The organism is Streptomyces sp. CA-243310 (genome assembly GCF_050936775.1).
In the GTDB taxonomy this organism is placed as follows: domain Bacteria; phylum Actinomycetota; class Actinomycetes; order Streptomycetales; family Streptomycetaceae; genus Streptomyces.
The window spans coordinates 1,785,446-1,811,036 of the sequence record NZ_JBNJMF010000001.1 but is presented as its reverse complement, the minus strand read 5'-3'; the positions used below and the strand labels follow the sequence as shown (position 1 = coordinate 1,811,036).

General features: G+C 69.3%; 23 protein-coding genes and 1 pseudogene. 7 read left to right on the top strand and 17 right to left on the bottom strand.

All coding sequences use genetic code 11. The features are described 5' to 3' along the window. The first annotated feature begins 162 nt into the window (after positions 1-162). From ACQEVM_RS08530 to ACQEVM_RS08505, 6 genes are all read left to right on the top strand, one after another. A complete protein-coding gene (locus ACQEVM_RS08530; protein WP_053675186.1) occupies positions 163-666 on the top strand; it encodes an Lrp/AsnC family transcriptional regulator in 504 nt (167 codons plus the stop codon). Beyond that, entirely contained in the window at positions 651-2,030 is a 1,380-nt protein-coding gene (locus ACQEVM_RS08525) for an aspartate aminotransferase family protein (protein WP_008737612.1), read from the top strand. The genes ACQEVM_RS08530 and ACQEVM_RS08525 overlap by 16 nt, the downstream gene beginning before the upstream one ends. A gap of 182 nt (positions 2,031-2,212) precedes the next feature. Next, a complete protein-coding gene (locus ACQEVM_RS08520) occupies positions 2,213-2,950 on the top strand; it encodes an ABC transporter ATP-binding protein (RefSeq protein ID WP_433076537.1) in 738 nt (245 codons plus the stop codon). Next, positions 2,932-4,014: a hypothetical protein gene (locus ACQEVM_RS08515; protein WP_433076535.1), complete on the top strand. Its 1,083-nt coding sequence runs from the start codon at positions 2,932-2,934 to the stop codon at positions 4,012-4,014. Before ACQEVM_RS08520 ends, ACQEVM_RS08515 begins: the two co-directional genes overlap by 19 nt. A 26-nt stretch (positions 4,015-4,040) precedes the next feature. Then, positions 4,041-5,132, top strand: a complete 1,092-nt coding sequence (locus ACQEVM_RS08510) for an LOG family protein (protein ID WP_433076533.1) — start codon at positions 4,041-4,043, stop codon at positions 5,130-5,132. 80 nt (positions 5,133-5,212) lie between these two features. Then, positions 5,213-6,118, top strand: a complete 906-nt coding sequence (locus ACQEVM_RS08505; protein WP_433076531.1) for a DMT family transporter — start codon at positions 5,213-5,215, stop codon at positions 6,116-6,118. 93 nt (positions 6,119-6,211) lie between these two features. Here the strand turns inward: ACQEVM_RS08505 and ACQEVM_RS08500 are convergent, their stop codons facing one another. The 9 genes from ACQEVM_RS08500 to rpsB form a co-directional block, all read right to left on the bottom strand. After that, on the bottom strand, positions 6,212-7,237 hold the full coding sequence (locus ACQEVM_RS08500) for an ABC transporter ATP-binding protein (RefSeq protein WP_433076529.1): 1,026 nt from the start codon (positions 7,235-7,237) through the stop codon (positions 6,212-6,214). After that, the gene (locus ACQEVM_RS08495) at positions 7,237-8,853 is read right to left on the bottom strand and encodes an ABC transporter permease (protein WP_433079888.1); all 1,617 of its coding nucleotides are present in this window, start codon (positions 8,851-8,853) and stop codon (positions 7,237-7,239) included. The genes ACQEVM_RS08500 and ACQEVM_RS08495 overlap by 1 nt, the downstream gene beginning before the upstream one ends. Before the next feature lie 53 nt (positions 8,854-8,906). Beyond that, on the bottom strand, positions 8,907-10,010 hold the full coding sequence (locus ACQEVM_RS08490; protein ID WP_433076527.1) for a thiamine ABC transporter substrate-binding protein: 1,104 nt from the start codon (positions 10,008-10,010) through the stop codon (positions 8,907-8,909). 251 nt (positions 10,011-10,261) lie between these two features. Beyond that, entirely contained in the window at positions 10,262-11,374 is a 1,113-nt protein-coding gene (gene rlmN / locus ACQEVM_RS08485) for a 23S rRNA (adenine(2503)-C(2))-methyltransferase RlmN (RefSeq protein WP_433076525.1), read from the bottom strand. A 74-nt stretch (positions 11,375-11,448) separates the two neighbouring features. Next, the gene (locus ACQEVM_RS08480; protein ID WP_433076523.1) at positions 11,449-12,525 is read right to left on the bottom strand and encodes a phosphatidate cytidylyltransferase; all 1,077 of its coding nucleotides are present in this window, start codon (positions 12,523-12,525) and stop codon (positions 11,449-11,451) included. Beyond that, complete coding sequence (frr, locus tag ACQEVM_RS08475) at positions 12,525-13,082, bottom strand: ribosome recycling factor (protein ID WP_053675274.1); 558 nt, start codon at positions 13,080-13,082, stop codon at positions 12,525-12,527. The genes ACQEVM_RS08480 and frr overlap by 1 nt, the downstream gene beginning before the upstream one ends. A gap of 83 nt (positions 13,083-13,165) precedes the next feature. After that, positions 13,166-13,945 carry a UMP kinase gene (pyrH, locus tag ACQEVM_RS08470; RefSeq protein WP_053675272.1) on the bottom strand — a complete coding sequence of 260 codons (780 nt, stop codon included), beginning with the start codon at positions 13,943-13,945 and terminating at the stop codon, positions 13,166-13,168. Between the two features lie 162 nt (positions 13,946-14,107). Beyond that, positions 14,108-14,944, bottom strand: a complete 837-nt coding sequence (gene tsf / locus ACQEVM_RS08465) for a translation elongation factor Ts (RefSeq protein WP_053675167.1) — start codon at positions 14,942-14,944, stop codon at positions 14,108-14,110. A 135-nt stretch (positions 14,945-15,079) separates the two neighbouring features. Next, entirely contained in the window at positions 15,080-16,018 is a 939-nt protein-coding gene (gene rpsB, locus ACQEVM_RS08460; RefSeq protein WP_433076520.1) for a 30S ribosomal protein S2, read from the bottom strand. Positions 16,019-16,269: 251 nt separating this feature from the next. Here rpsB and ACQEVM_RS08455 point away from each other — a divergent pair, with 251 nt between their 5' ends. Continuing rightward, a complete protein-coding gene (locus ACQEVM_RS08455; protein ID WP_433076518.1) occupies positions 16,270-16,731 on the top strand; it encodes a M23 family metallopeptidase in 462 nt (153 codons plus the stop codon). Positions 16,732-16,770: 39 nt separating this feature from the next. Here ACQEVM_RS08455 and ACQEVM_RS08450 read toward each other — a convergent pair whose 3' ends face one another. The 8 genes and pseudogenes from ACQEVM_RS08450 to ACQEVM_RS08415 form a co-directional block, all read right to left on the bottom strand. Then, the gene (locus ACQEVM_RS08450) at positions 16,771-17,328 is read right to left on the bottom strand and encodes a TetR/AcrR family transcriptional regulator (protein WP_433079886.1); all 558 of its coding nucleotides are present in this window, start codon (positions 17,326-17,328) and stop codon (positions 16,771-16,773) included. Between the two features lie 62 nt (positions 17,329-17,390). After that, a complete protein-coding gene (gene whiG, locus ACQEVM_RS08445; protein WP_433076516.1) occupies positions 17,391-18,227 on the bottom strand; it encodes an RNA polymerase sigma factor WhiG in 837 nt (278 codons plus the stop codon). Positions 18,228-18,436: 209 nt separating this feature from the next. Continuing rightward, on the bottom strand, positions 18,437-19,618 hold the full coding sequence (dprA, locus tag ACQEVM_RS08440) for a DNA-processing protein DprA (protein ID WP_433076514.1): 1,182 nt from the start codon (positions 19,616-19,618) through the stop codon (positions 18,437-18,439). After that, a pseudogene (locus ACQEVM_RS08435) lies at positions 19,615-20,253 on the bottom strand (ATP-binding protein); the annotation flags it as partial. The gene dprA and the pseudogene ACQEVM_RS08435, both read right to left, overlap by 4 nt. Before the next feature lie 151 nt (positions 20,254-20,404). After that, positions 20,405-20,740: a hypothetical protein gene (locus tag ACQEVM_RS08430; protein WP_433076512.1), complete on the bottom strand. Its 336-nt coding sequence runs from the start codon at positions 20,738-20,740 to the stop codon at positions 20,405-20,407. 555 nt (positions 20,741-21,295) lie between these two features. After that, complete coding sequence (locus ACQEVM_RS08425) at positions 21,296-21,928, bottom strand: DUF6262 family protein (RefSeq protein WP_433076510.1); 633 nt, start codon at positions 21,926-21,928, stop codon at positions 21,296-21,298. Then, the gene (locus tag ACQEVM_RS08420) at positions 21,919-24,288 is read right to left on the bottom strand and encodes a tyrosine-type recombinase/integrase (protein ID WP_433079884.1); all 2,370 of its coding nucleotides are present in this window, start codon (positions 24,286-24,288) and stop codon (positions 21,919-21,921) included. The genes ACQEVM_RS08425 and ACQEVM_RS08420 overlap by 10 nt, the downstream gene beginning before the upstream one ends. 245 nt (positions 24,289-24,533) lie before the next feature. Next, positions 24,534-25,505 (bottom strand): tyrosine-type recombinase/integrase, encoded by a 972-nt coding sequence (locus ACQEVM_RS08415; protein ID WP_433076508.1) that lies wholly within the window; start codon positions 25,503-25,505, stop codon positions 24,534-24,536. Positions 25,506-25,591: the final 86 nt, after the last annotated feature.

Sequence of the window (25,591 nt, the reverse complement as noted above, 5' to 3'; positions counted from 1 at the left end):
CTCTCCTGATCACATGTCCAACGATTGAGACGATTCCCCAAGCCTAGCCTCTCGGCCGACGCTTTCGACAGAGCCAGACACCCCCAACTACGAAATCCGTGCAATCGAAGACGCTGAACAACGAATTTCATCGGTTATGCCTTGCGGAACAGACGACTCCTCGTGCACAGTGAGGTCGTGGTCAGTCGAAGCGCAGATTCCAGGAACAGACAACCGTCCCCTTCGGTCGATGCTGTGTCCCTGGCGATCATCGAGCAACTGCAAGAGGACGGACGCCGTCCCTACGCAGCCATCGGCAAGGCCGTCGGCCTGTCCGAGGCAGCCGTGCGCCAGCGCGTACAGAAGCTGCTCGACCAGGGCGTCATGCAGATCGTCGCCGTAACGGACCCGCTCACCGTGGGCCTGCGGCGCCAGGCAATGGTCGGCATCAACGTCGAGGGCGACCTCGACCCGGTGGCCGACGCACTGACCTCGATGGCCGAGTGCGAGTACGTGGTCATGACCGCGGGCTCGTTCGACCTGATGGTGGAGATCGTCTGCGAAGACGACGACCACCTGTTGGAAACGATCAACAAGAAGATCCGCGCGCTCCCCGGCGTGCGATCAACCGAAAGCTTCGTTTACCTGAAGCTGAAGAAGCAGACCTACATGTGGGGAACCCGATAACCGTGAGCCAGGACCTCTCCAAGACCGCGTACGACCACCTGTGGATGCACTTCACCCGCATGTCGTCCTACGAGAACTCCCCCGTCCCCACCATCGTCCGGGGCGAGGGCACCTACATCTGGGACGACAAGGGCAAGCGCTACCTCGACGGTCTCGCCGGACTGTTCGTGGTCAACGCCGGTCACGGCCGCAAGGAACTGGCCGAGGTCGCCTACAAGCAGGCGCAGGAACTCGCGTTCTTCCCCATCTGGTCGTACGCGCACCCCAAGGCCGTCGAGCTCGCCGAGCGCCTCGCCCACTACGCCCCCGGCGACCTGAACAAGGTCTTCTTCACCACCGGTGGCGGCGAGGCCGTCGAGACCGCCTGGAAGCTGGCCAAGCAGTACTTCAAGCTCCAGGGCAAGCACACCAAGTACAAGGTGATCTCCCGCGCGGTGGCCTACCACGGCACCCCGCAGGGCGCCCTGTCCATCACCGGTCTGCCGGCCCTGAAGGCCCCCTTCGAGCCGCTGGTCCCCGGCGCGCACAAGGTGCCGAACACCAACATCTACCGCGCCCCGATCTTCGGCGACGACCCGGAGGCCTACGGCCGCTGGTGCGCCGACCAGATCGAGCAGGAGATCCTGTTCGAGGGCGCCGACACCGTCGCCGCCGTGTTCCTGGAGCCGGTGCAGAACGCCGGTGGCTGCTTCCCGCCGCCGCCCGGGTACTTCCAGCGGGTCCGCGAGATCTGCGACGAGTACGACGTCCTGCTCGTCTCCGACGAGACGATCTGCGCGTTCGGCCGCCTCGGCACGATGTTCGCCTGTGACAAGTTCGACTACGTGCCGGACATGATCACCTGCGCCAAGGGCATGACCTCGGGCTACTCCCCGATCGGTGCCTGCATCATCTCGGACCGCCTCGCGGAGCCGTTCTACAAGGGAGACAACACCTTCCTGCACGGCTACACCTTCGGCGGCCACCCGGTCTCCTCGGCGGTCGCGCTGGCCAACCTCGACATCTTCGACAAGGAAGGCCTCAACCAGCACGTGCTGGACAACGAGGGCGCCTTCTTCTCGACGCTGAAGAAGCTGCACGACCTGCCGATCGTCGGCGACGTCCGCGGCAACGGCTACTTCTACGGCATCGAGCTCGTCAAGGACAAGGTCACGAAGGAGTCCTTCACGGACGAGGAGACGGAGCGCGTGCTCTACGGCTTCCTCTCCAAGGCGCTCTTCGAGAACGGCCTGTACTGCCGCGCCGACGACCGTGGCGACCCGGTCATCCAGCTGGCCCCGCCGCTGATCGCGGACCAGGGCACCTTCGACGAGATCGAGGGCATCCTGCGCTCGGTGCTCACGGAGGCGTGGACCAAGCTGTAGGCAAGGTCCGCGACAGGCGGTAAAACGTCCGAAGCACACGGCCCGGATCGCCCGTTCGAGTGAGAACGCGGGGGTCCGGGCCGTGTGCTGTCACCATCCAAGACGTTCATCTCTTTACATCTCATTGCGGCGCCAGTGACCGAACCGGCTCCGCTTCGTTCCCCCGGACGGAGGTGTACGCCATGGTGGCTCCGGCAGACAATGATGTGCTCTGGGCGCGGTCCCTGCACTACTCCCACAGCGGTTCACCAGGCCTCATCGGCGTCTCCATCGGCGTCCGCCAAGGCGAGATCCTGGCCGTGACCGGCCCCCGCGGAAGCGGCAAGACCACCCTGCTGCGCTGCCTCCTCGGACAGCTCGTGCCCGAACAGGGCGAGGTCTGGTTCAACAGCGTCCCCGTGCACACCATGGGAGCCGCGGTCCGCGAGCGGTTGCGCCGCGACCGGTTCGGCTGGATCGGCCCCGAGCCGGGGCTGCTGCCCGAACTCAAGGTGTGGGAGAACGCCGCACTGCCGCTGCTCCTCGCCGGCGCCCCGCACCGCGCCGCCAAGAGCGCCGCCTGCGAATGGCTGGATCGCCTCGACATCGGCGGCTTCGCCCGCAAGCGCCCCGGCGCCCTCACCCGAGCCGAGTCACAGCGGGTCGCCCTGGCCCGCGCCCTGGTCAACGAGCCCACGGTGATCTTCGCCGACGAGCCGACCGCCTCCCTGCACCGCACCGAACGCGCCCTGCTCCTGCGCACCCTGACCACGGCGGCCCGCTCGCACGAGATCTCCGTACTGCTGGCCACCCACGACGAGGAGGTCGCCGGCGTCGCCGACCGGCGGATCGAGCTCCTCGACGGACGCCCGGCCGCGGTCGCGGCCACCGCCGACCCGCTCACCACGGAGGACCAGGCCTCGTGCTCGCTCTCCGCCTAGCCCGAGGCTCCCGGCCGCTGGTCCAGCTGCGCCGGTTGCTCGTCGCCACCGCCGCCGCCGGTACCGGATTCCTGCTGCTGTACGTGCTGGTCGGAGCCTTGGCCCGACCCGCCGGATCGTTCCCTCGGCTGCTGTGGGCGCTCGTGCCGCTCGCCGTCACCGTGCAGTTCGCCGTCGCCGTGGCGCGAACCGACCCCGCGACCCGACCCCGGGAGGGAATGGACGCGGTCGGCCTGGGTCCCGTACGGCGCACCCTCGTCGCGGCGATCTCCACCGCCGTCGCCTGCGCCCTGGGCAGCGCCGTGGCCCTGGCCGCGTTCCTGCACCTGCGGGGCGACCTCGGCGGCCTGCCGTTCGACGGGGCCGGCGCCCGGCTGCTGCACGCCGAACAGCCGCTGCCGGTGGCGGCCGCCCTGACCCTGCTGGCCCTGGTCCCCCTCGCCGCCTCGGCGGCGGTGGCCCTCTCCCTGCGCTCCCGCCCCCCGCTGGCCGGGCTGTCCCCGCAGAGCGGGGTCCCCTGGGGGGTCGCCCTCACCGCTTCCGGCCTGACCGTCGAGACCTACGCCGGACGGGGCAGCGCCGCCGTGCCGACCGGCTGGGCCCTGATCGCGATGGGGCTCGCCCTCGCCGGACCGGGCGTGGCCTTCGCCTGCGGAACCCTCGTGCAGGCCGTCCGCCCGGGCGCGCTCCGGCTGCTCGCCGGGCGCAGCCTCCAGGAGGAGGCGCCCCGCCTGGGCCGGCCGCTCGGAGTGCTGTGCGCGATCGGCGCGGCCGGGCTCACCACCCTCGCCGTGCGCGACACCGACGGTTTCCTGCCGCCGCTCGGTCCGCTGACCGGCCCGGCCGCCGTACTCGTGGCCCTGTGCGCGGCTGCGACTCTCCTCACATCCGCGGTCGAATCCCGGCAGTCCCGCACCGCCGCCCGGGACACCCTGAACGACCTGGGAACCCCCGGAACGGTGCTGCGTACGGCCGTCACCGTACGCGCGACTGCCCTGCTCGCCGTATGCGTATCCCTCAGTTGGGGTGTGGCGCAACTGACGTCTCTCGCGTTGACCCGCTGACTGACGCAGCCCTTAGTGTGGGCCGAATGGTCAACCCAGACATCGAGATCGAGACGCTCGCCGAATTCGACCAGGTCGCCGCTCGGGGTTCCCTGAGCGGCTACCGGGTCCAGTCGGTCAACCTGCTGGAGCGGACGTTCGCGCTGCTGTCGGCCGACACCTCGGCCGCCGTGTTCCTCGGCTGCGCCATGGAGCCCGACGCCTCCGCGAAGGTCCGCGCCGACGGCGCCCTGGTCTTCCCGCCGGTGCCGGACCTGCCGTTCAACCCCTACCGGGGACTGCTCTACACCGCGGACGAGCTGTTCACCGGCCTGCGGGAGGGCTACGAGGTCACCCCTGACGCCCAGGCGTACGCCTGGTTCCAGGAGACCAAGGCCGACGGCGACATCTACGCCTCGATGCTGCGTTCCATCCACGACGACGCCGTCTCCGACGCCCTGGACGAGCACCTCGCCGGTGCCCGGGTGGTGGGAGTGATGGGCGGCCACGCCATGGCCCGCGGCGGTACGGACTACCTGGGCGCGGCGGAACTCGGCCGGACCCTGTCCCGGTCCGGGCTGACCGTGGCCACCGGCGGCGGCCCGGGCGCGATGGAGGCCGCGAACCTCGGCGCCTACCTCGCCCCCGCCCCCGACGAGGCGCTGCCGGAGGCGTTGGAGATGTTGGCCAAGGCGCCTTCCTTCACGCCGTCCGTGTCCGACTGGGCGAGAGCGGCCTTCGCCGTACGGGAACGCTGGCCCGAGGGCGGCGACTCGGTGGGCATCCCGACCTGGTTCTACGGGCACGAGCCGCCGAACCCCTTCGCCGGCCACATCGCCAAGTACTTCGCGAACGCCACCCGTGAGGACGGACTGCTGGCGCGGTCCACCGCGGGCGTGGTGTTCCTCCCGGGCGCCGCGGGAACGGTCCAGGAGATATTCGACAACGCCACGCCGAACCACTACGAGTCGCGCGGCGAACCGACCCCGATGGTCCTGGTGGACCGCGCCCACTGGACGGAACACCTGCCGGCCTGGCCGCTGCTCCGGGCCCTGGCGCGCGGCCGGTCCATGGAGTCGAGGATCGCCCTGGTGGACTCGGTGGACGAGGTGCCGGCGGCACTCGCTTCGATGCGCTGACCCGACGAGGCAACTTCCCGGCCGATTCGCACGTCTGGAAGAGGTACCGCAAAACCTGCCAGACGTGAACGGAGCCCTCTGTGCTCATAGGCCTGCTGACCGCCATCGCGGCGTCCATCTGCTACGGCACGGGATCCGTCCTGCAAGCCGTCGGCTCGCGCCGGGCGGCCCGGACGTCCCCGGCCGCGGCCGGGGTGACCGCGCACGGCGGACCGAACCTGTCCTCGACCGCGAAGGCGGCGATGACCTGGGAGTTCATCGTCGGCACGATCCTGGACTTCGTGGGCTTCGGCCTGGGCGCGCTCGCGGCGCGTCTCCTCCCGCTGTTCCTCTCCCAGACCGTGATCAGCGCCAACCTCGTGATCACCGCCGTGCTCAGCGTGAAGATGCTGGGCATCCGGCTCACCCGCAAGGAGTGGACCTCCATCGGGGTCGTCTGCGCGGCGCTCGTGCTGCTGGCGACGGCCGCGGGGCACGAGGGCGGCCATCACGCGCCGATGTCCACGCACTGGTGGCTGCTCGCGATCACCCTGCTGATCATCGTGGGCGGCACGGTGGCGGTCCGGTTCCTCGGCGGGCGGGCCGCGATCCTGGCCGGTCTGCTGTCGGGCCTGGCCTTCGGCGCGCTGGGGGTCGGCGTTCGCATCCTGAACGGCGTCGAGCCGTTCGGCCTGGGCGCCCTGCTGTCCGACCCGGCCCTGTACGCGATCCTCGTGGCGGGCATCGGCGGCATGTACCTGCACACGGTGGCCCTCCAGATCGGGTCCGTGAACGGGGCCACCGCCGCCTTGGTGGTCGGCGAGACGGTGCTTCCGGGCGCCATCGGCGTCCTCCTGCTGGGCGACGCCTCACGGCCCGGCCTGGCGTGGCTGGCGGTGCTGGGCTTCGTCCTCGCGGTGACGGGCGCCGTGGCGGTGGCCTGGTACGGCAATCACGACGGAGCCGAGGCTCCGGCGGAGTCCCCGGACCCGGTGCCGGTCGCGTAGTCGCCGTACGCAAACCCCTCCGGGACCACCGCCCCCGGATCCACCGCCCTCACGGGACGGCGGATCCGGGGGCGGACCCGTGTCCGCGCCCGCTCAGCGCTCGTCGGGCAGGACGACGACCTCGCCGGGGGTGAACGTCACCGCGACGCGGTCCCCCACGACCGGTGCCCCGACCGGTCCGCACTCGGCCTCCAGCGGCGGCCCCGACTCGGGTCGCAGCAGCAGTGCCACGTGGGTCCCCCGGAAGGTCCGCGACTCCACGACGCACGGCAGTCCGTCAGTGGTCAGCGTCACTCCGGCGGCGCGGACCAGGAGCAGACGCTCCCCCTCCGGCGAGCCGTCCGGCACCGGGACCTTGCCCCAGGGGGTGGCCGCGGCGCCGCCCGACACCGTGGCCGGGACCACGTTCTCGAAGCCCAGGAACCGTGCCACGAACTCCGAGGCCGGCCGCTCCCACACCTCCAGCGGGGTTCCCACCTGCGCGATCCGCCCGTCCCGCATCACCACGACCCGGTCGGCCAGCGCGAAGGCCTCCCCCTGGTCGTGGGTGACCGCCAGGACGGTCGTCCCCAGTCGGGAGAACAACCCCTGGAGTTCCACCACCAGCCGTTCGCGCAGTCCCCGGTCCAACTGGCCCAGCGGTTCGTCGAGCATCAGCAGGCGCGGGGACGGGGCGAGCGCCCTCGCCAGCGCGACCCGCTGCTGTTCGCCTCCCGACAGCGACGCGACGGCTCGACGCCCGGCTCCGGGGAGTCCGACCAGGTCCAGCAGTTCCTCGACCCGGCCCGCGCAGGCGTCCCGCGAGGAACCCCGCATCCGCAGCCCGAAGCCGACGTTGCCGGCCACGTCGCGGTGCGGGAACAGTTGGTGGTCCTGGAACATCAGGCCCACCCCGCGCCGGTGCACCGGCACCGCGGCCTGGTCCGCGCCGTCCAGGAGCACGCGTCCGGCCGAGACCGGCTGGAGCCCGGCGACCACCCGCAGCAGCGTGGACTTCCCGCTGCCGCTCGGCCCCAGCACGCAGACGATCTCGTGCTCGGCGACCTCCAGGTCCACGGCGTCCACGACGTCGCGCTCGCCGAAGCGGACCGACACCCCGTCCAGCCGAAGCAGCGTCATCAGAACTCTCCCGAGGTCTTGTCGGGTCGCAGCCGCTCCAGCACCAGCAGGGACACCGCGCACACCAGCATCAGAATCGTGCTCAGGGCCATCGCCTGCCCGTAGTTCAGTTCTCCGGCCCGCCCCAGCAGCCGCGCCACGGCCACGGGCAGCGTGGGGCTGTCGGCCCGTGCGATGAAGACGGTCGCCCCGAACTCGCCGAGCGACACGGCGAAGGCGAAACCGGCCGCGATCAGCAGAGCCCGTCGCACGAGCGGCAGGTCCACTTCCCGCCAGGCCCGCAGCGGCGAGGCGCCGAGCACGCCCGCCGCCTCCCGCAACCGGCCGTCGACGGCACGCAGCACGGGCAGCATCGTCCGCACCACGAACGGCACTCCGACCAGGGCCTGCGCCAGGGGCACCAGGATCCACGAGGTGCGCAGGTCGAGCGGGGGCTCGTCCAGGGTGATCAGGAATCCGAAGCCGACCGTCACGGCGGACACCCCGAGCGGCAGCATCAGCAGCGCGTCGAAGCCCCGTACGAAGCGCCCCGCGCGCCGGGTCAGCGCAGCGGCCGCGAGACCTCCGATGAGCAGGGCGATGGCGGTGGCCGCCAGCGCGTACCGCAGGGAGTTCCCGATGGCCTCCAGCGGCGGGACCAGGAACGTCCCGCCGCCCGCGCCCTCGTCCGCCAACGCCCGGTAGAAGTCGAGGCCGTACCCGCCGGGAGCGTCGAAGGACCGTTCCACCAGGACGCCCAGCGGCAGCACGATCAGCAGCGCCACGGTCAGCAGCACCCCGCCCAACAGGGCCCGCTGCGCGAGGCCCTTGGGCCGGTGCGCGGTACGGGCCGGGTCCACGAGCCGCAGCGCCGTCTCCCGCTTGCGCACGGTCCAGGCGTGCACGCACAGGATCAGTCCGACGGCTGCGAACTGGACCATCGTCAACACGGCGGCCGTCGACAGGTCGAGCAACTGCGCGGTCTGCCGGTAGACCTCCACCTCCAGGGTGGCGTAGGAGGGCCCGCCCAGGATCTGCACGACACCGAAGGAGGTGAACGTGAACAGGAAGACCATCAGCGAGGCGGCGGCCACGGCCGGCCCGAGCGCGGGCAGCGTCACCCGCCGCCAGGCCGCGAACCGTCCGGCGCCCAGCACCCGGGCGGCCTCTTCCTGTCGCGGGTCGAGCTGCGCCCAGAGCCCGCCCACCGTCCGTACGACGACCGCGTAGTTGAAGAAGACGTGGGCCAGCAGGATCGCCCAGACGGTGGTGTCGAGTCGCACACCCCAGGTCTCGTCCAGCAGCCCGTTCCGCCCGACGAGCGCGAGGAAGGCCGTGCCGACCACCACGGTCGGCAGCACGAACGGAACCGTGACCACTGCCCGCAGCAGTTGCTTGCCCGGGAACTCGAAGCGCGCGAAGACGTACGCGCCGGGGAGCGCGATCAGGAGCGTGAGCGCCGTCGACGCGAGCGCCTGCCAGGTGGTGAACCACAGCACGTCGACGATGTCGGGCCGGCCCAACACCTCGCCGATCCGGCCGAACTGCCAACCGTCCTCGGTCTTGAGCCCGCGCCCGACGATCGCGGCGACGGGGTAGGCGAAGAACAGCCCGAAGAAGACGAGCGGGAGCGCCATCAGGCCCAGCCTGACCAGCGTGGCCCGCGTCCCCTCCTTCGGGCTCACCCGTCCTACTTCACGACGAGCGAGGACCATGCCTTGACCCACTGCTCACGGTTCTTGGCGATGGTCTCCGGCGCGACGTTCTCCGGCTTCTCGATCACCACACCGTGCTTCGTGAAGACCTCCGGCAGCGCCGCGTTCTTGACGACCGGGTTCACGAACATGTTCAGGGGCATGTCTTCCTGGAACTTCTTGCTGATCAGGAAGTCGAGGAGGGCCTTGCCCCCCTCCTCGTTCTTCGCACCCTTCAGCAGGCCCGCGAACTCGATCTGGCGGAAGCAGGTGCCGGTGGAGACACCGGTCGGGGCCTCGGTCGGCTTCGGCTCGCCGTACAGCACCTCGACCGGCGGGCTGGAGGCGTACGAGACGACCAGCGGGCGGTCGCCCTTGGCCTTCTTGCCACCGGCGGAGCCGGAGAACCGCTCGTTGTAGGCCTGCTCCCAGCCGTCGACGACCTCGACGCCGTTGGCCTTCAGCTTGGTCCAGTAGTCCTTCCAGCCGTCCTCGCCGTACTTGCCGACGGAGGCGAGCAGGAATCCGAGGCCCGGGGAGGAGGTCGCGGCGTTCTCGGTGACCAGCAGGTCCTTGTACTCCGGCTTGATCAGGTCGTCCAGCGTCTGCGGCGGGGCGATCTTCTTGTCGGCGAAGTACTTCTTGTCGTAGTTGACGCAGATGTCACCGGAGTCGATCGGGGTGACCCGGTGCTCCTTGTCGAGTACGAACTCGGGCTTGACCTCGGCCAGGCCCTTGGCTTCGTACGGGGTGAAGATGCCGTTGTCGAGGGCGCGCGACAGCAGGGTGTTGTCCACGCCGAAGAAGACGTCGCCGCGCGGGGAGCCCTTCGTGAGGATCTCCTGGTTCAGGGCGGCGCCGGCGTCCCCGGACTTCAGCTTCTTGACCGTGTAGCCGCTCTGCTGCTCGAACTCCTTGAGGACCGCGTCGCTGACGTTGAAGGAGTCGTGGGAGACGAGCGTGACCGTCTTGGACTTCGGGGCGTCGCTCGCGCCCGCCGACGGCTTGTCCTTGGTCCCGCCGTCGCCGCAGGCGCTGAGGGTGCCGACGCCGAGCGCGGCCACGAGCGCGAGGCCCGCGTACTTCCTGGTGGTGCTCACTGGTGAATTCCTCCTGGGATGTCCAGGAGAAGACGCGGCCCTGCCCGGCGCTCTGTGGAGCGGACGCCGGGCAGGGCGCAACAGCTTGAGTGGTGACCGAACTTCCTACCCCGAATGACCGGGGCGAGGTTCAGAGGGTCTGCGGTGACGGTTACCGCACTCTCAGCGCTGTGGCGCTCCCCTGTCGGAATATGAAATTTGTTCGGCCACAGAGTACCCCGTGGCCGAATGTGACCGACCGGAAACGGAACCTAGCGCTCCGAGGCGGCCAGCTGGCCGCACGCGCCGTCGATCTCCTGACCGCGGGTGTCACGGACGGTCACCGGCACCCCGTGGCGGGCGATGGCCTCGACGAAGGCCTTCTCGTCCTCGGGACGCGAGGCCGTCCACTTCGAGCCGGGGGTCGGGTTCAGCGGGATCAGGTTGACGTGCACGCGCTTGCCCTTGAGGAGCTTGCCGAGGAGGTCACCACGCCAGGCCTGGTCGTTGATGTCGCGGATCAGGGCGTACTCGATGGAGATGCGACGGCCGGACTTCTCCGCGTACTCCCAGGCCGCGCCCAGCACCTCGCGCACGTTCCAGCGGGTGTTCACGGGGACGAGGGTGTCGCGCAGCTCGTCGTCGGGAGCGTGCAGCGACACGGCGAGACGGCACTTGAAGCCCTCGTCGGCGAACCGCAGCATGGCCGGGACCAGGCCGACCGTGGAGACGGTGATGCCGCGCTGGGACAGCCCCAGACCGTCGGGCTCCGGGTCCGTCAGCCGGCGGATGGCGCCGACGACCCGGTTGTAGTTGGCCAGCGGCTCGCCCATGCCCATGAAGACGATGTTGGACAGCCGGGCCGGCCCGCCGGGGACCTCGCCGTCGCGCAGCGCGCGCATGCCGTCCACGATCTGGTGCACGATCTCGGCCGTGGACAGGTTGCGGTCCAGACCCGCCTGGCCGGTGGCGCAGAACGGGCAGTTCATCCCGCAGCCCGCCTGCGAGGAGATGCACATGGTGACCCGGTCCGGGTAGCGCATCAGCACGGACTCGACGAGCGTGCCGTCGTGCAGCTTCCACAGGGTCTTGCGCGTGGTGTCGTCGTCGCACGAGATGTGCCGCAGGACGTTCATCAGGTCCGGCAGCAGCTCCTGGCGGAGCTTCTCCCGCGAGGCGGCCGGGATGTCCGTCCACTCCGCCGGGTCGTGCGTGTACCGCGCGAAGTAGTGCTGGGAGAGCTGCTTGGCCCGGAACGGCTTCTCACCGATCGCGGCGACCGCCTCGCGGCGCTCGGCCGGGGTCATGTCGGCGAGGTGCCGGGGCGGCTTCTTCACCCCGCGAGGGGCGACGAAAGTGAGCTCTCCCGGAACAGGGCGGGCCATGGCAGGTACTCCTCGTAAGACGAAAGGCGCGCCGCAGAAGCAGCACGCCTTTCAAGAGTAACCGGAGGCCGGTGTCAGCCGGTGCCGACGAAAGCGGCCAGCAGCAGCCACACCACCGGAGCGGTCGGCAGCAGGGAGTCGAGCCGGTCCATGATCCCGCCGTGTCCCGGGAGCAGGGTCCCCATGTCCTTGATGCCCAGGTCCCGCTTGATCATCGACTCGCCGAGGTCGCCCAGCGTGGCACTGACCGCCACGGCCAGCCCCAGCAGCAGGCCCTGCCACCAGATCCCGCCGTCGACCAGGAACTCCATGCACAGCGCGCCGGCCGCCATCGCGAAGGCCACCGCCCCGAAGAGCCCCTCGCGGGTCTTCCCGGGGCTGATGCGCGGCGCCAGCTTGGTCTTGCCGAAGCGCCAGCCCACCGCGTAGGCCCCGGTGTCACTGACCACGGTCAGGACCAGGAACGTCGCCACCCGCTGCGGACCGTCGTCGGCGGCGAGCAGCATCGTGACGAAAGTCGCCAGGAAGGGGACGTAGAACGCGGCGAAGACGCCCGCCGTGACGTCCTTGAGGTAGTCCTCGGGCGGTTCGGTCATCCGCCAGACCAGGACCGCGAGCGCGGTCAGGGCCATGGCGACCCAGGCTCCCTCGGCCCCCCGGACGTATCCGGCGATGATCATGGCGGCGCCACCGACCGCGAGCGGGACCAGCGGCGCCTTGATGCCCTTCTTCTCCTGGAGCCGGGAGGTGAGCTCCCACAGCCCCACGACGACCGCGACGACGACGACGCCGACGAAGACCGCCTTGACGATGAAGAGGGAGGCGAAGATCACCGCACCGAGGCCGACGCCGACCCCTATGGCGGCACGCAGATCACGCCCCGCACGCTTCTTCGGCGGTGGGGGCGAGGGGTCCTGCGGTGCCTGCGAGGGCGGAGGTGGGGGGCTGGGCATGGGCTCCTGCGGCGGCGTCTCGTCGCGGAAGAGGGGGCCGCCTGCGGCGGCGGCCCCCCGATCGCGTGCTTCCCGGTCGTCGAAGTCACGGCCGGCGGCATCGGGCACGATGGGCATGGGCCGAGTCTGCGGGCCCGCCTGCGCATCGTATGCGGGACCCGCCGGAACCGGCTCCGGCTGCCAGGAAGAGTCGTTCATCAGACTTCGAGGAGCTCGGCTTCCTTGTGCTTCAGCAGCTCGTCCACCTGCGCGACGTACTTCGCGGTGGTGTCGTCGAGCTCCTTCTCGGCGCGGCGCACCTCGTCCTCGCCGGCTTCCTTGTCCTTGACGAGCTTGTCGAGGGCGTCCTTCGCCTTGCGGCGGACGGCGCGGATGGAGACCTTGGAGTCCTCGGCCTTGGTGCGCGCGACCTTGACGTACTCCTTGCGGCGCTCCTGCGTCAGCTCGGGGAAGGTCACCCGGATGATGCGGCCGTCGTTGCTCGGGTTGACCCCGAGGTCCGAGTCGCGGATGGCCTGCTCGATGTTGCGCAGCGCGGACGCGTCGAAGGGCGTCACGACCGCCATGCGCGGCTCGGGCACGGCGAAGGAGGCGAGCTGGTTGATGGGCGTGATGGCGCCGTAGTACTCCGCCACGATCTTGTTGAACATCGCCGGGTGCGCACGTCCCGTGCGAATCGCGGCGAAGTCTTCCTTGGCGACGACGACGGCCTTCTCCATCTTCTCCTCGGCCTCGAGGAGGATTTCTTCGATCACCACGTGCTCCTGCATGTTGAATGGATGGTTCAGGCGGGCGGGGCGGGCCGGTCCGCGGCGTGCGTGGACCGGCGATGCGGAGGTCAGGCCCGGGTGCCCTGGTCGCTCACGAGCGTGCCGATCTTCTCACCCTTGACGGCGCGGGCGATATTGCCCTCGGCGAGCAGTTCGAAGACCAGGATCGGCAGCTTGTTGTCGCGGCAGAGCGTGATGGCCGTGGCGTCGGCGACCTTGAGGTCCCGGGACAGCACCTCGCTGTACTCCAGCGCGTCGAACTTCACCGCGTCCGGATTGGCCTTCGGGTCGGAGTCGTAGACCCCGTCCACACCGTTCTTGCCCATGAGCAGGGCTTCGGCGTCGATCTCCAGGGCGCGCTGGGCCGCCGTGGTGTCGGTGGAGAAGTACGGCATGCCCATGCCGGCGCCGAAGATGACGACGCGCCCCTTCTCCAGGTGCCTCACGGCACGCAGCGGGATGTACGGCTCCGCGACCTGGCCCATGGTGATGGCGGTCTGGACGCGGCTGTCGATGCCTTCCTTCTCCAGGAAGTCCTGGAGGGCGAGGCAGTTCATGACGGTGCCGAGCATGCCCATGTAGTCGGACCGCGCACGGTCCATGCCGCGCTGCTGCAGCTCGGCGCCGCGGAAGAAGTTGCCGCCGCCGATGACGATCGCGATCTCCGCGCCGTCTCGGACAACGGCCGCGATCTCGCGGGCGATGGCGTGCACGACGTCAGGGTCGACGCCCAGTCCGCCGCCGCCGGAGAAGGCCTCACCCGACAGCTTCAGCATGAAGCGCCGGCCCTTCTTCTCGTGGTCGCTCTTGTCGTCGGAAGCGGTGTGGGTGTCCACGCCCTGATTCATGGAGATCTCCTCGTGCACATACGAAGAAGGCCATTGCCGGTGGGTCCTCGCGGTTCCCTCTACGGCAATGGCCTCCTCGTCAGATCTGCGGTCGTCCTGCGCAAGCGTGGACGACTGCTTCAGACCCTACCGGGGTCCGGTGTCCGTCGCGTACGGACGGACTCAGATGCCGACCTTGATGCGGCTGAAGCGCACCAGGGTGACACCGGCCTCGTCCAGAACCTTCTGGACGGACTTCTTGTTGTCCAGCGCGTACGGCTGGCCGAGCAGGGTGGCTTCCTTGAAGAAACCGTTGACGCGACCCTCGACGATCTTGGCGATGGCAGCCTCGGGCTTGCCCTCCGCGCGGGTGATCTCCTCGGCGACGCGACGCTCGGACTCGACCTTCTCGGCCGGCACGTCTTCCTTGGCGAGGTACTGCGGGGCGAACGCGGCGATGTGCTGCGCGACGCCGCGAGCGACCTCGGCGTTCTCCTTGTCGAGCTCGACCAGGACGCCGATCTGGAACGGCAGGTCGGGCATCGTGCGGTGCATGTACGCCGAGACGTAACCGCCGGTGAACTGCGCGAAGCGGTCCAGGACGATCTTCTCGCCGAGGTTGGCGTTGGCCTCGTCCACGAACGCCTGGACGGTCTTGCCGGGAGCGATCTCGGACGCGAGCAGCGCCTCGAGGTCGGCCGGGGACGTCGCGGCGATGTGGGCGGCCAGCTCGTTGGTGACGGCCTGGAACTTGTCGCCCTTGGCGACGAAGTCCGTCTCGCACTTCAGCTCGACGAGGACACCGGAGGTGTTGTCGTCGGCGATCAGGGAGGCGACGGCACCGTTCTCGGCAGAACGGCCCTCGCGCTTGGCGACGCCCTTCTGACCCTTGATGCGGAGCGCCTCGATGGCCTTGTCGACGTCGCCGTCGGACTCGACCAGTGCGTTCTTGCAGTCCATCATGCCGACGCCGGTGAGCTCGCGGAGCTTCTTGACGTCAGCGGCGGTGTAGTTCGCCATGAGTCTGTGATTCTCTCTCGAAGTCGTAGATCTACGGGTGAACGGCGGAGGAGTCGCGCTTGTGGCGCGGCTCCCCCGCCGTCATCGTCCGTGCTGGGAGTGCCCGGCGCGTGAACGCCGGGCGCTCTCAGTGGGTCAGGCCTGCTCGGCGTCGGCGGCCGGAGCGTCGGCGGCCGGAGCCTCGACAGCCTCGGCGTCCGCGGCCGGGGCCTCGGCGGCCGGAGCCTCGACGGCCTCGGCGGCGGGGGCCTCGGCAGCGGCCTCGGCCGGAGCGGCCTCGGCGTCGTCAGCCTTCTTCTCGCCCTCGAGGAGGTCGCGCTCCCACTCGGCGAGCGGCTCGGCGGCGGCCTTCTCGCCCGGCTTCGAGTCGCCGGTCGCGGCGCCGGAACGGGCGATGAGGCCCTCGGCGACGGCGTCGGCGATCACGCGGGTGAGCAGGGTGACGGAGCGGATCGCGTCGTCGTTGCCCGGGATCTTGTAGTCGACCTCGTCGGGGTCGCAGTTGGTGTCGAGGATCGCGACGACCGGGATGTGGAGCTTGCGCGCCTCACCGACGGCGATGTGCTCCTTCTTGGTGTCGACGATCCAGACGGCGCTGGGAACCTTCGACATCTCGCGGATACCACCGAGGGTCTTCTCCAGCTTGATCTTCTCGCGAGAGAGGACCAGGAGCTCCTTCTTGGTGAGACCCGAGGCTGCGACGTCCTCGAAGTCGATCGCCTCAAGCTCCTTCAGACGCTGAAGGCGCTTGTAGACGGTCGAGAAGTTGGTGAGCATGCCACCCAGCCACCGCTGGTTGACGTACGGCATGCCCACGCGCGTCGCCTGCTCGGCGATGGCTTCCTGAGCCTGCTTCTTGGTACCGACGAACATGATGGAGCCACCGTGCGCGACGGTCTCCTTCACGAACTCGTAGGCGCGGTCGATGTACGACAGCGACTGGAGCAGGTCGATGATGTAGATGCCGTTGCGCTCCGTGAAGATGAAGCGCTTCATCTTCGGGTTCCAGCGGCGGGTCTGGTGACCGAAGTGGACGCCGCTTTCCAGCAGCTCCCGCATCGTTACGACGGCCATGGCCATCTCCTTGTTTTCTCGGTTTGGTTCCTGACGCCCCGCCGCGCCCTGCCCCCTGAGAGGGGACCGAGAGACGCTTTCACGTGGCCTGACCGGCCGGTGCTGGGGCGTGCGAAGTCGACCCGGTGACCCGGATCGCCACAAGAAGTGTACGGGACCCGGCGGTATGCCGGGTGACGCGTTTGTCCACACCGACCCGGCCGTCCACAGGCCCCGGCAAGGTCCGACGGCCGCCCGGCACGCTGGCCCGCATGACGACACTGCTGTTCACACTGCTGCTCACGTTGTCCCAGGTCATCACCCCGGGAGTGCGCCCGCTGCCGCCCCCGCTGGTCGTGGCCCGGTGGTGGGACCCACCGCCGACCCCGTACGCCGCCGGACACCGGGGCGTGGACCTGGCGGCGCCGGTGGGCGCGGAGATCAGGGCCTCGGGTACCGGCCGGGTCCACCACGCCGGGCCGGTGGCGGGACGAGGGGTCCTCTCGCTCACCCTCCCGGGCGGGCTGCGCACGACGTACGAGCCGGTCCGACCGCTCGTCGCCGAGGGGGAGGAGGTCGTGGCGGGGCAGGTGGTGGGGGTCCTCACCGAGGGCGCCCACTGTCCGCTTCCCTGCCTGCACTGGGGTCTCCTGGCCGGCGAGACCTACCTCAACCCGCTGGGGCTGCTCCCCCGGCCGACCCCCCGGCTGCTTCCCGATCCCGGTGGGCCGTGACGCGCAGGCCGTGACCGGGGGTCATGCACCCCGAGGGTCTCAGCCCCGGACGCCCCGCAGCGCCATGGCGACGGCGGCGTCCGTGACCACGACCGGGTCCTCCGCGGCGCCCAGCTCGATCCGCCGGACGGCCGCGTCCACGACGCCCTGGAGCAGCATCGCCGCGAGGCGGGGTTCGGCGTGCCCGAGGCCCGCGAGCGCCTCGACGATCATCGCGACCAGCCCGCCGTGGGCGGCGCGGATCTTCTCGCGCGCGCCGGCGTCCAGCTCACTGGCCGAGATGGCGACGACCGCGCGGTGGCGCCGGTCGCCCACGAGCCCCAGTTGGCTGCGGACGTAGGCCTCGATCTTGGCTTCCGGGGACTCGGCGGCGGCCATGGCCGCCTCGATCTCGGCGGCCCAGACGGGGAAGTCCACCGCGCACAACTCTTCGACGACGGCCGCGCGCGACCGGAAGTACTCGTAGACGGACGACCGGGCGAGGCCGGTCCGCTCCGCCAGGGCGGGGAAGGTCAGCGCCTCCGTACCGCCTTCGGACAGCAGGGAACGCGCGGCGTCCAACAGGGCGCCGCGCTGCATCGACCGGTGCTCGGCCACGGAGGCCGCTCGAATCCTGGGCACACGACCACTCTACGGACGTCCCGCAAGGGCCGGCCCCGTCAGCGCCCCACATCCGCCAGCTTCGCCCGAAGCTGGAGAACCGACTTGGTGTGGATTTGACTGACCCGACTCTCGGTGACGCCCAGCACGTTGCCGATCTCCGCGAGCGTGAGGCCCTCGTAGTAGTAGAGGGTCACGACGGTCTTCTCCCGGTCCGGGAGGGTGTTGATGGCCCTGGCAAGCAGCCTGCGCAGTTCGCGGTCCTCTGCGACGGCGACCGGGTTGTCCGCGGCGTGGTCCTCCAAGGTGTCCATCAGGGAGAGTCGGTCGCCGCCCTCCCCGCCCACGTGCAGGAGTTCCTCCAGGGCGACCACGTTGGCGAGGGACAACTGGCTGAATACGGTGTGGAGTTCCTCGACCGCGATGCCCATCTCTCCCGCGACCTCGTGTTCGGTCGGGGTGCGCCGCAGTTGGGCCTCCAGCGTGGCGTAGGCCCGCTCGACGGCCCGCGCCTTCTGCCGGACGGAACGCGGGATCCAGTCGAGGGCCCGGAGTTCGTCGATCATCGCGCCGCGGATGCGGGTGATGGCGTACGTCTCGAACTTGATGGACCGTTCGATGTCGAACTTCTCGATGGCGTCGATCAGCCCGAAGACTCCCGAGGAGACGAAGTCGGCCTGTTCCACATTGGGCGGCAGGCCGACGCTGACCCGGCCCGCGACGTACTTGACCAGCGGCGAGTAGTGCAGGATCAACTGCTCCCGCAGTCGCTCGTCACCGGAGTCCTTGTACGAGCGCCACAGCACCTCCAGGGACGAGGGCGCGGTGGACCGCACGCTGCCGCGGGCAGCGGGGGGCGCCGCAGCGCGGTCAGACCCTGAGGTGTGCTGGGGCATGCTTCGCCTTTGCCGGAGCCGGATTCGTTGGGAGCGTAGCGTGACGGAAGTGTCGCGGTGCGCGAAGAGTACGGGATCCCGCGCGGCCGTCGGGGCGCCCCGACCGGCACGGGCGGCTCCGGACCGGCGCCTCGCGCACGGTCCCGGCGACTGCCAACCGGAACACCGCGTCTCTCATCGGCTTCACTCTTTCACCGGAACGCCCCAGGTCAATGACCGCCTCGCCGGGTGGTGTCGGTTTGTGCGCCTCCTCTCGACCCCCGCATGGTCAACTGCCAGCCGTCGCCCTGCCGTTCGACGAACCCCAGAGAGTGAAGTTCGTACAGTCTGCCGATGACTTCATCGGTACCGGCGCCCGCGGCGACGGCGACCTCCTCCGGCGGCACGGGCCGGTCCGCCGGCAGGGCTTCGAGCACCCGCGCCGCGCCCGGGTCCAACAGGTCCCGGGCGAGCACGGGTCCGCGCCGCTCGGGAGCCAGCTCCCCCATGCCGCCGACCAGCTCGATCACCTCCGCGGCGTCGGTGACGAGCACCGCCTCGCCGCGCAGGAGTTCGTGCACGCCGGCGGAGAGTCCGCTGGTGGCCGGGCCGGGGGTGCCCATGGTGAACCGGCCGAGCGCCTGGGCCCGTCGGGCCGTGACCAGTGAGCCGCTGCGGTGGGCCGCCTCGATGACGACCGTGCCCCGTGTGAGGGCGGCGACGACCCGGTTGCGCAACACGAACCTGCTCGGGGTGGGATGACTGCCGGGCGGCAGCTCGCCCAGGATCAGCCCCTGGCCGGCGATCCGGCCGAGGAGCCCGGCGTGCCCCTTCGGGTACGCCACGTCCACCCCGCAGGCCAGCACCGCGGCCGTGGCCCCGCCCGAGGCGAGGGCGCCGCGATGGGCCGCGCCGTCGATGCCGTACGCGGCTCCGGAGACGACGACCCAGCCGCGCTCGGCGAGCCCTGCCGCCAGGGTCTGCGCCATGTGGGCCCCGTACGGGGTGCACGCGCGGGCCCCGACCACGGCGACGGAGCGCAGCGCCCAGGTCCGCAGGTCCGGCCCGCCCCGGAGCCAGAGCCCCACGGGCCGTGCGTCGCCGAGGTCGTCCAGTTGGGTCGGCCACTGCGCCGACCCCGGGCAGACGAACCGCACGCCCGCCCCTACGGCGGTCTCCAGGTCCCGCAGGGGGTCGGCCAGGGCGGCCCGTCTGCGGTACCCGGCGAGTCGCTCGGGCCCCACCCCGGGCGGCGCCCAGGTTCCCGGCTCGGGGTCGGTCAGCCGCCGCATGAGTTCCGCGGCGCCGAGCTCCCGGAGCATGCGCCCGCCGTGCGCGTCCCCCGGTTCCAGCACCCGGGTCAGGGCGGCCCGCGCCGGCATCTCCGCCTCGGTTTCCTCCTCCCCGGTCATGACGCGACCCCCGCAGTCCGCGTGGCCCCGCGGGCGATTCCGGTACGCAGTTCCAGCGCGACGGCCACGTCCGACGCCTCGGGGCGGTCCCGACCCCGCAGGTCGGCGACGGTCCAGGCGACCCGGAGCACCCGGTCCAGCCCCCGCGCCGTCAACAGGCCGCGTTCCAGGTCCTGCTCGGCCTGGACCAGCGCGCCCGGCGCCGGCTGCCAGCGGGTGCGGAGCTGGTGGCCGGGGACCTCGGAGTTGAGCCGCCACGGGGTCTCCGCGAGCCGGGTGGCGGCGCGGTCCCGGGCCTCACCGACCCGGGCTGCGACCACCGCGCTGGACTCGCCCCGGCCCGCCGCGCCCAGGAGGTCGCGGCGGCTGACGGGCTCCACCTCGACCCGCAGGTCCACCCGGTCGAGCAACGGTCCGGAAAGCCTGGCCTGGTAACGCCGGATCACCGAGGACGGGCATTCGCAGCCTCCCCCGCGCACGGTGTGTCGGCCGCAGGGGCACGGGTTGGCCGCGAGCACCATCAGGAACCGGGCCGGCAGCCTTACCACTCCGGCGGCCCTGGCGATGACCACGTGCCCCGCCTCCAGCGGCTGCCGCAGGGCGTCGAGCGCCTTGACCCCGAACTCGGCCGCCTCGTGCCCTTTTCCGACCGCTCACATGTCAGGGTCGGGACTGAACTGCGGTTTTGCGTCACGGACATGCCCGGGACGGGCTGCAGCACCGTCTATGGAGGTCGTCGGGTCGGTGGGGCGAGCGCCATACTCCCGCCCCACCGACCCGTCCGAGTCAGCCGTCGCGCCCAGGCTCGGGGATGGCCTCCGGGTCCTGCCGGATCAGCTCGATGACCTCACCCCCGGAACCGGACGGAGCCGTGGCGGCCTGGTCCTGCGGGTTCACCACGGCCTGGATCCAGGTGGTGGCCCGCGTCTTGATCATGCGGCGGACCGTCGTGGCCCCGTGGATCAGCGCGTGGGCCACGCCGAGGGCGCCCACGACCACGATCGTCCCGGCCGCCGCGAGGGCCGGGTTAGACGCCGCCTCCTGGAGGGAAATGATCCCGGCACCGGTGACGAGCACGCTCCCGCCGACGTAGGCGGGCGGGATGCGGGTGGCGCCACTCATATCGAAGAGTTTCACATTAAAGCCTTCCGGATTGAACTGTCTGTCGAACGACCGCGCCGGCCACCCGGGGCAGGGCAAATACAGTCACGTCGCGGTCACGGAGAGCTTAGGTGGAATCAGGTGGCGGAAATCAAGAGCTGTCCGCCAGGCGTGAACCTTTGTAACGAAAAGGGAACACCTATAGCGCCCTCCGTCGATCTCTGGTAGGGCGCTGCAGGGTGCTCGTTTTCAGTTTTCGATCTGACTGCTGAGACTTGCCCTTGCCCCGGGTGACCAGCGTTCAGATCTGTGAGACAGACATGCGTCAATCTGCTTGGCTTCAACACAGCAAGGACAGTTGTCCTCATTGCATTGCAGGTGAGTCTAAGACCAGGGCGATATTTCACGCAACCATTGTCGGAAATGTCTTCTGTGGCAGCCGTCTGACCAGGGCGTATACCTTCAGCCTCGGCTCGCAGGATGCTGCGTTCCGGCACTCACTTGAAGCGAAGTGAGCAACAGGCATTGATGCCTGCCGCGAGCAAGGTCGATGGGCCCCTGACCTGGGTGTTTGCCTCACTGCCCCATGGCTGGCGGGCTGGGTTTGGCTTCGTCTTGGGTTGAGCTATGACCACGCAACGAGCTGTTGGTCAGCAGTTGTGTCTCCAAGTCAGCGATCCGCCGGTCAGCAAAGCGACTGTTGGAACGAGCTCCTTCGAGCCGTTCCTGGAGCTTGCGATGCTCCTGAGTGAGCTGATGAACGCGACGCTTGAGGGTGACGTTCTCGCTGGTCAGAGCCTGGACAGACTCACCCGACACCATCTGCTCAGCGTCGCGGATCTGTCCCATCAGCTCACCGATCTGCTGTCGCTGAGCATGCACTTCTTTCTGTGTGCGAGTCAGCTCTGCCTCTGCGTTCAGAGCCCGTTCTCTCCACGTAGCCTCGATCCGGTTGTGGGTCTCTTCCGACGCCTGGTCGTGCCGGCTCTTACTGACTGCAACCGCGTTGTGAACCAGAGTTCGGGCGGCCGGATTGTCGTAGAGGAACGTGGACGACACATTCGCCCGGCTGGCGATGGCCCGGACGGTGATCCGACTGCGTTCTCGACGTAACTGGGCAATGGCCTTCTCAACCTGCCCAAGCTTGTCTCGGGTCTGCTGACGCCGGGCAGCGATGGCTGCCCCGGTTTGTTCGGGTCTCACCGGCATGAGGGCTCCTGGTGATCGTCGGTGTCCGCGGCCTCGGCGTGGCGGGCGAGCTCGTTGGCCCGGAAGGCGGTGGCCCAGACCCGACCGAAGTAGTCCTGGGGCCGGCGGAGGTCGAGCGCGAGGGCCTCCTTGAGCAGGCCGACAGCCTCCAACGCCTTCTCCAGGCCGTCAATCGCGCGGGCAGTGGGCTCAAAGGTGTCGTGAAGGAAGTCCGCAGTGGCCGGATCGGGAGCGCGTTCGGCGAGCATTCGCCACTGTTCACGCTTGCGATGCCAGTAGACGAGGTCGGCCCCGGATAGAACGAACTCACGGCAGTTGTGGCAGTCCATGTTCCAGGGACACGCATCGCCGTTGACGACAGGCTGGAATGTGCAGAATCCGCCCTCGGCAGGAGTCGACCGGCGTGTGAGATCGATTGCCAGAGCTTCGGCTGCTTCGCGGCTCATGGGACCGCCGTCGGACAAGACGAGGCCGGGCTGGGCTGCCCCGGGACCCCCGACCCAGACTGCCTGAAGGGCCTGATCGAGCTTCGGGTCGGTGTTTGCGAGGTGGACGTAGTGCTCAGCCATTGCATCGGAGACATGGCCCAGATAGCGCCTGACGTGGGTGAGATTAGCCCCGTTCTTGATCAAATTCGTGGCTAGCGTGTGACGCGCCTGATGGGCCACCGCGTACTCAACATCGAGGCCGCCCACCCACTCGCTGAACAAGGTCTGGAACCATCCGTAACTCACGCTCTTGACGCCGGTTCGGTTCGTAGTCCGCCGCGGGAACAGAGCGATCTCGTGGCGCTCAGCCTTGGTCGGTGGGCGCCCGTGCCGTTGCCTGAAGCGGGCCACGGACTTGTCCTGACGCATCTTGATCCGCTGGCAGATCCGCTCTGAGATGCGAATCCCCTCGTCCAGTTGCCCGACCTTGGTCTGGTCATGCCAGAGGATCGGCAGGTTCCGATAGCGGCCGATGCACTCCAGTCGCAGGTTGAGTACCTCGCTGGCACGGCGGCCGGTAACGATGATCGCTTCCCAGATGTCGCGCAGTCCGCGGTCCTCACCGTCCAAAGCGTCGAGGACTCTCAGATTGGCCTCGTCCGCCAGTGCCCGTGCCACGTCATCAGAGAACGGCCTGCGGCGTCCCGACGGACTGGCTCCTCCCCGAGGCAACGCAACGATGAACGCGCGGTCGAGCCCGATCCTCTCCGTAGCCCCCGAGTCCATGGCGGTCCTCAGGATGCGGCGTGTTCCGTCGAAAATTCGGGACACCTGGGCCTGATTGACGTCCACTGGCCCAGCGGCACCGTGGTCCACCCGATGGTGGATGCCGAGGGGTTGCAGCCCGTGCGTGGCCCGATGACGCTGATCTGCAACGAAGCTGACCATGTGGTCCCGCGTCAGCACTGTGGGATCGTGGCCCCCGCTAGGAGCTTGGGCTTCAAGGTAGGCACTGAACTCGGTGCATGCGCGTCTCGTGGCGGCCAGTGGGCCCAGGCTGCGGGGTGGATCGGTCGTCAGCCGGACGTCTAGCCAGTCCCAGAGCAGGTCACGCAGCCAGCGCTGCGAGACAGTCGAGATGTCGAAGTAGCTTCCGCCGGCCGCGAAGCGGACTCCGAAGTGGTCGAGCTCGATGTAGCCAATGTCCTTGGTGTCCTGCCGCGTGAAGTAGACCACCCGCAGATGGCGGAGGATGGCTCGGGTGATGCTGCCCAGGTGATTCGCGATTACTTCGATGTCGAGGTCAGCCAGTGAGTCGACGTCCTGCCGGCGGCACTCGATAGCGAGCCTCTGCACAACGTTCAGGGGCCAGTGGGCTCCCTCCGCGGGGCCTTGGGCGTGATGGAAGAGCCCCCACTTAATCTCCGCGCGGACAAGTGGCCGCAGGCCCAGCAGGTTCAGAGTTCCATCCGTCCTACTGATCGCCTCCTGCTGGGTGCACCAGCGCCGGAAAGCGGTCTCGTCTGTGTATCTGACCTTGGCAGGAGGGTCTCCAGGGCGGCGTTTGTTCCAGTCCCTCAGCTTCTCGGCACCTCCTGGCTTCCCCTCTCCGACGTAGCGGTGGAGGTGGGGCGGACACAGACCGATCCAGTGGGCTCCGGGATGTGTGCACGCTGGCACCTTGCACTTACCGAAGTCGGGATAGGGCAACTGCCCCGGCAGCCAGATGTCGAAGCCATCCGGCAAACCCAGTCCACGCTGGCGAGCGGCCCATTTGGCAAGGTTCTTTGCGTGCAGGTAGCAAAGCCCATCCCCGCTGTAGGACGGCGCATGAGGACAGATATGGCACGGCCCCTCCAGCACGCGCCCGCCCCGGGGAACCAAGGGCTGGGCTTTGCGAAGGAACTCGGTGATGTCGCCGCTCTCGCGCATCACGGCGGACCACTCCGCCTGGTGCGCGTGGCAGAAGTCCCGCCAGGGACTGCGCGTTCTCTCGCACTCAGGCACCGGACAGTCCCATCCGTAGACAGGGTGGTCGCGAGCTACATGCATCACGTCGTCACGAAATATCGGATCGAAGGAGGGGGCCGCGACCAGAGCATGGAGGATCTCTAGCCGGTCCGGAGTTGTGCGAGTCTCAGCAGCGCGATTGACAGTGAGCTGGAGCAGCGGAGTCTTCACAGAGACTCTCCCCAGGCAGCCTCCAAGGCAGCACTGAACTCTGCGGAGTGGAGGTCCGGATGTCCGTAGACCTCATCGACCATCTGCGCCGACGCCCAGTTGCCGACCACCTTGGCCACCATCGGATCGTTGGAAATCTCCAGGATGTCGTTGGTGATCTGGTGCCGGAAGGCCTGGGGCTTAATCCGTCCGGGCAGATCAGCACGGTGTCCGGCCCGCCTCAGCATGCCGCGGGCCGCATCAGCCGACCAGGGATCGCCCTGGTTCGGGCCGGCCAACTGAATCAGCAGCATGCCGTGGTCGGCGGCGTTCGTCGCGTATTCGGTCGTCATGTACTTGAAGTAGCTGCTGATCATGGCGGGGCTGACGCGGTAGATCTCTCCACCCGTGATTACCCCGTCGACCAGCTTCCAGTCCGGCTTGATCTTCGCGGCGGCTCGGTTGGGGTTGCCCCAGCGATGGCAGACATGCAGGTGAGGGCTCTTGCATTCGCCGCAAGCCGCGTTCTCCCGTAGATGCAGATCGACCAGGTGCAGACCCGTCAGGCCCCCAATCCGCAGGCTCGTGTCGGACAACCACCGCACGACCAACTCGTCGCGAGCGGTGTTCACGACCTCCAGCAGCCCAGGCTTGGCTCCGTCCGGCAGCATCTTGGGATGCCGGCGGCGGGGTAGCCGCGACGGCGCCAGGGGGTTAGCGGGCATTGTGGTCTTCACATGCCCCAGGAAGGCCCGCCGGCGGTCCGCCTTGGTTGGCAACCTCGCGCCCGAGAGCGCCGACCTCAGTTCCTCGTTCACACCGCTGCTAGCGCAGCTGTGGAGGTAGAAGCCCTTCAGGCACGCGGCGGCGACCTGGAGGGCTGACGCGCCGTACGACTTCTTCGGCGGCATCCGCCACGGCTGTCCAAACGGCATCGGAACCCTCGCCCCCACCGCACCCATGTAGCGGTGCAGGTCGAGCAGCTTCAAGGTCTCGGTTGCCAGGCCTTCACGGACCCGCCACCGCAGATGATCCACCAGCGAGTAGGCGTACGTCCTCTGTGAGCCCGAGCCCT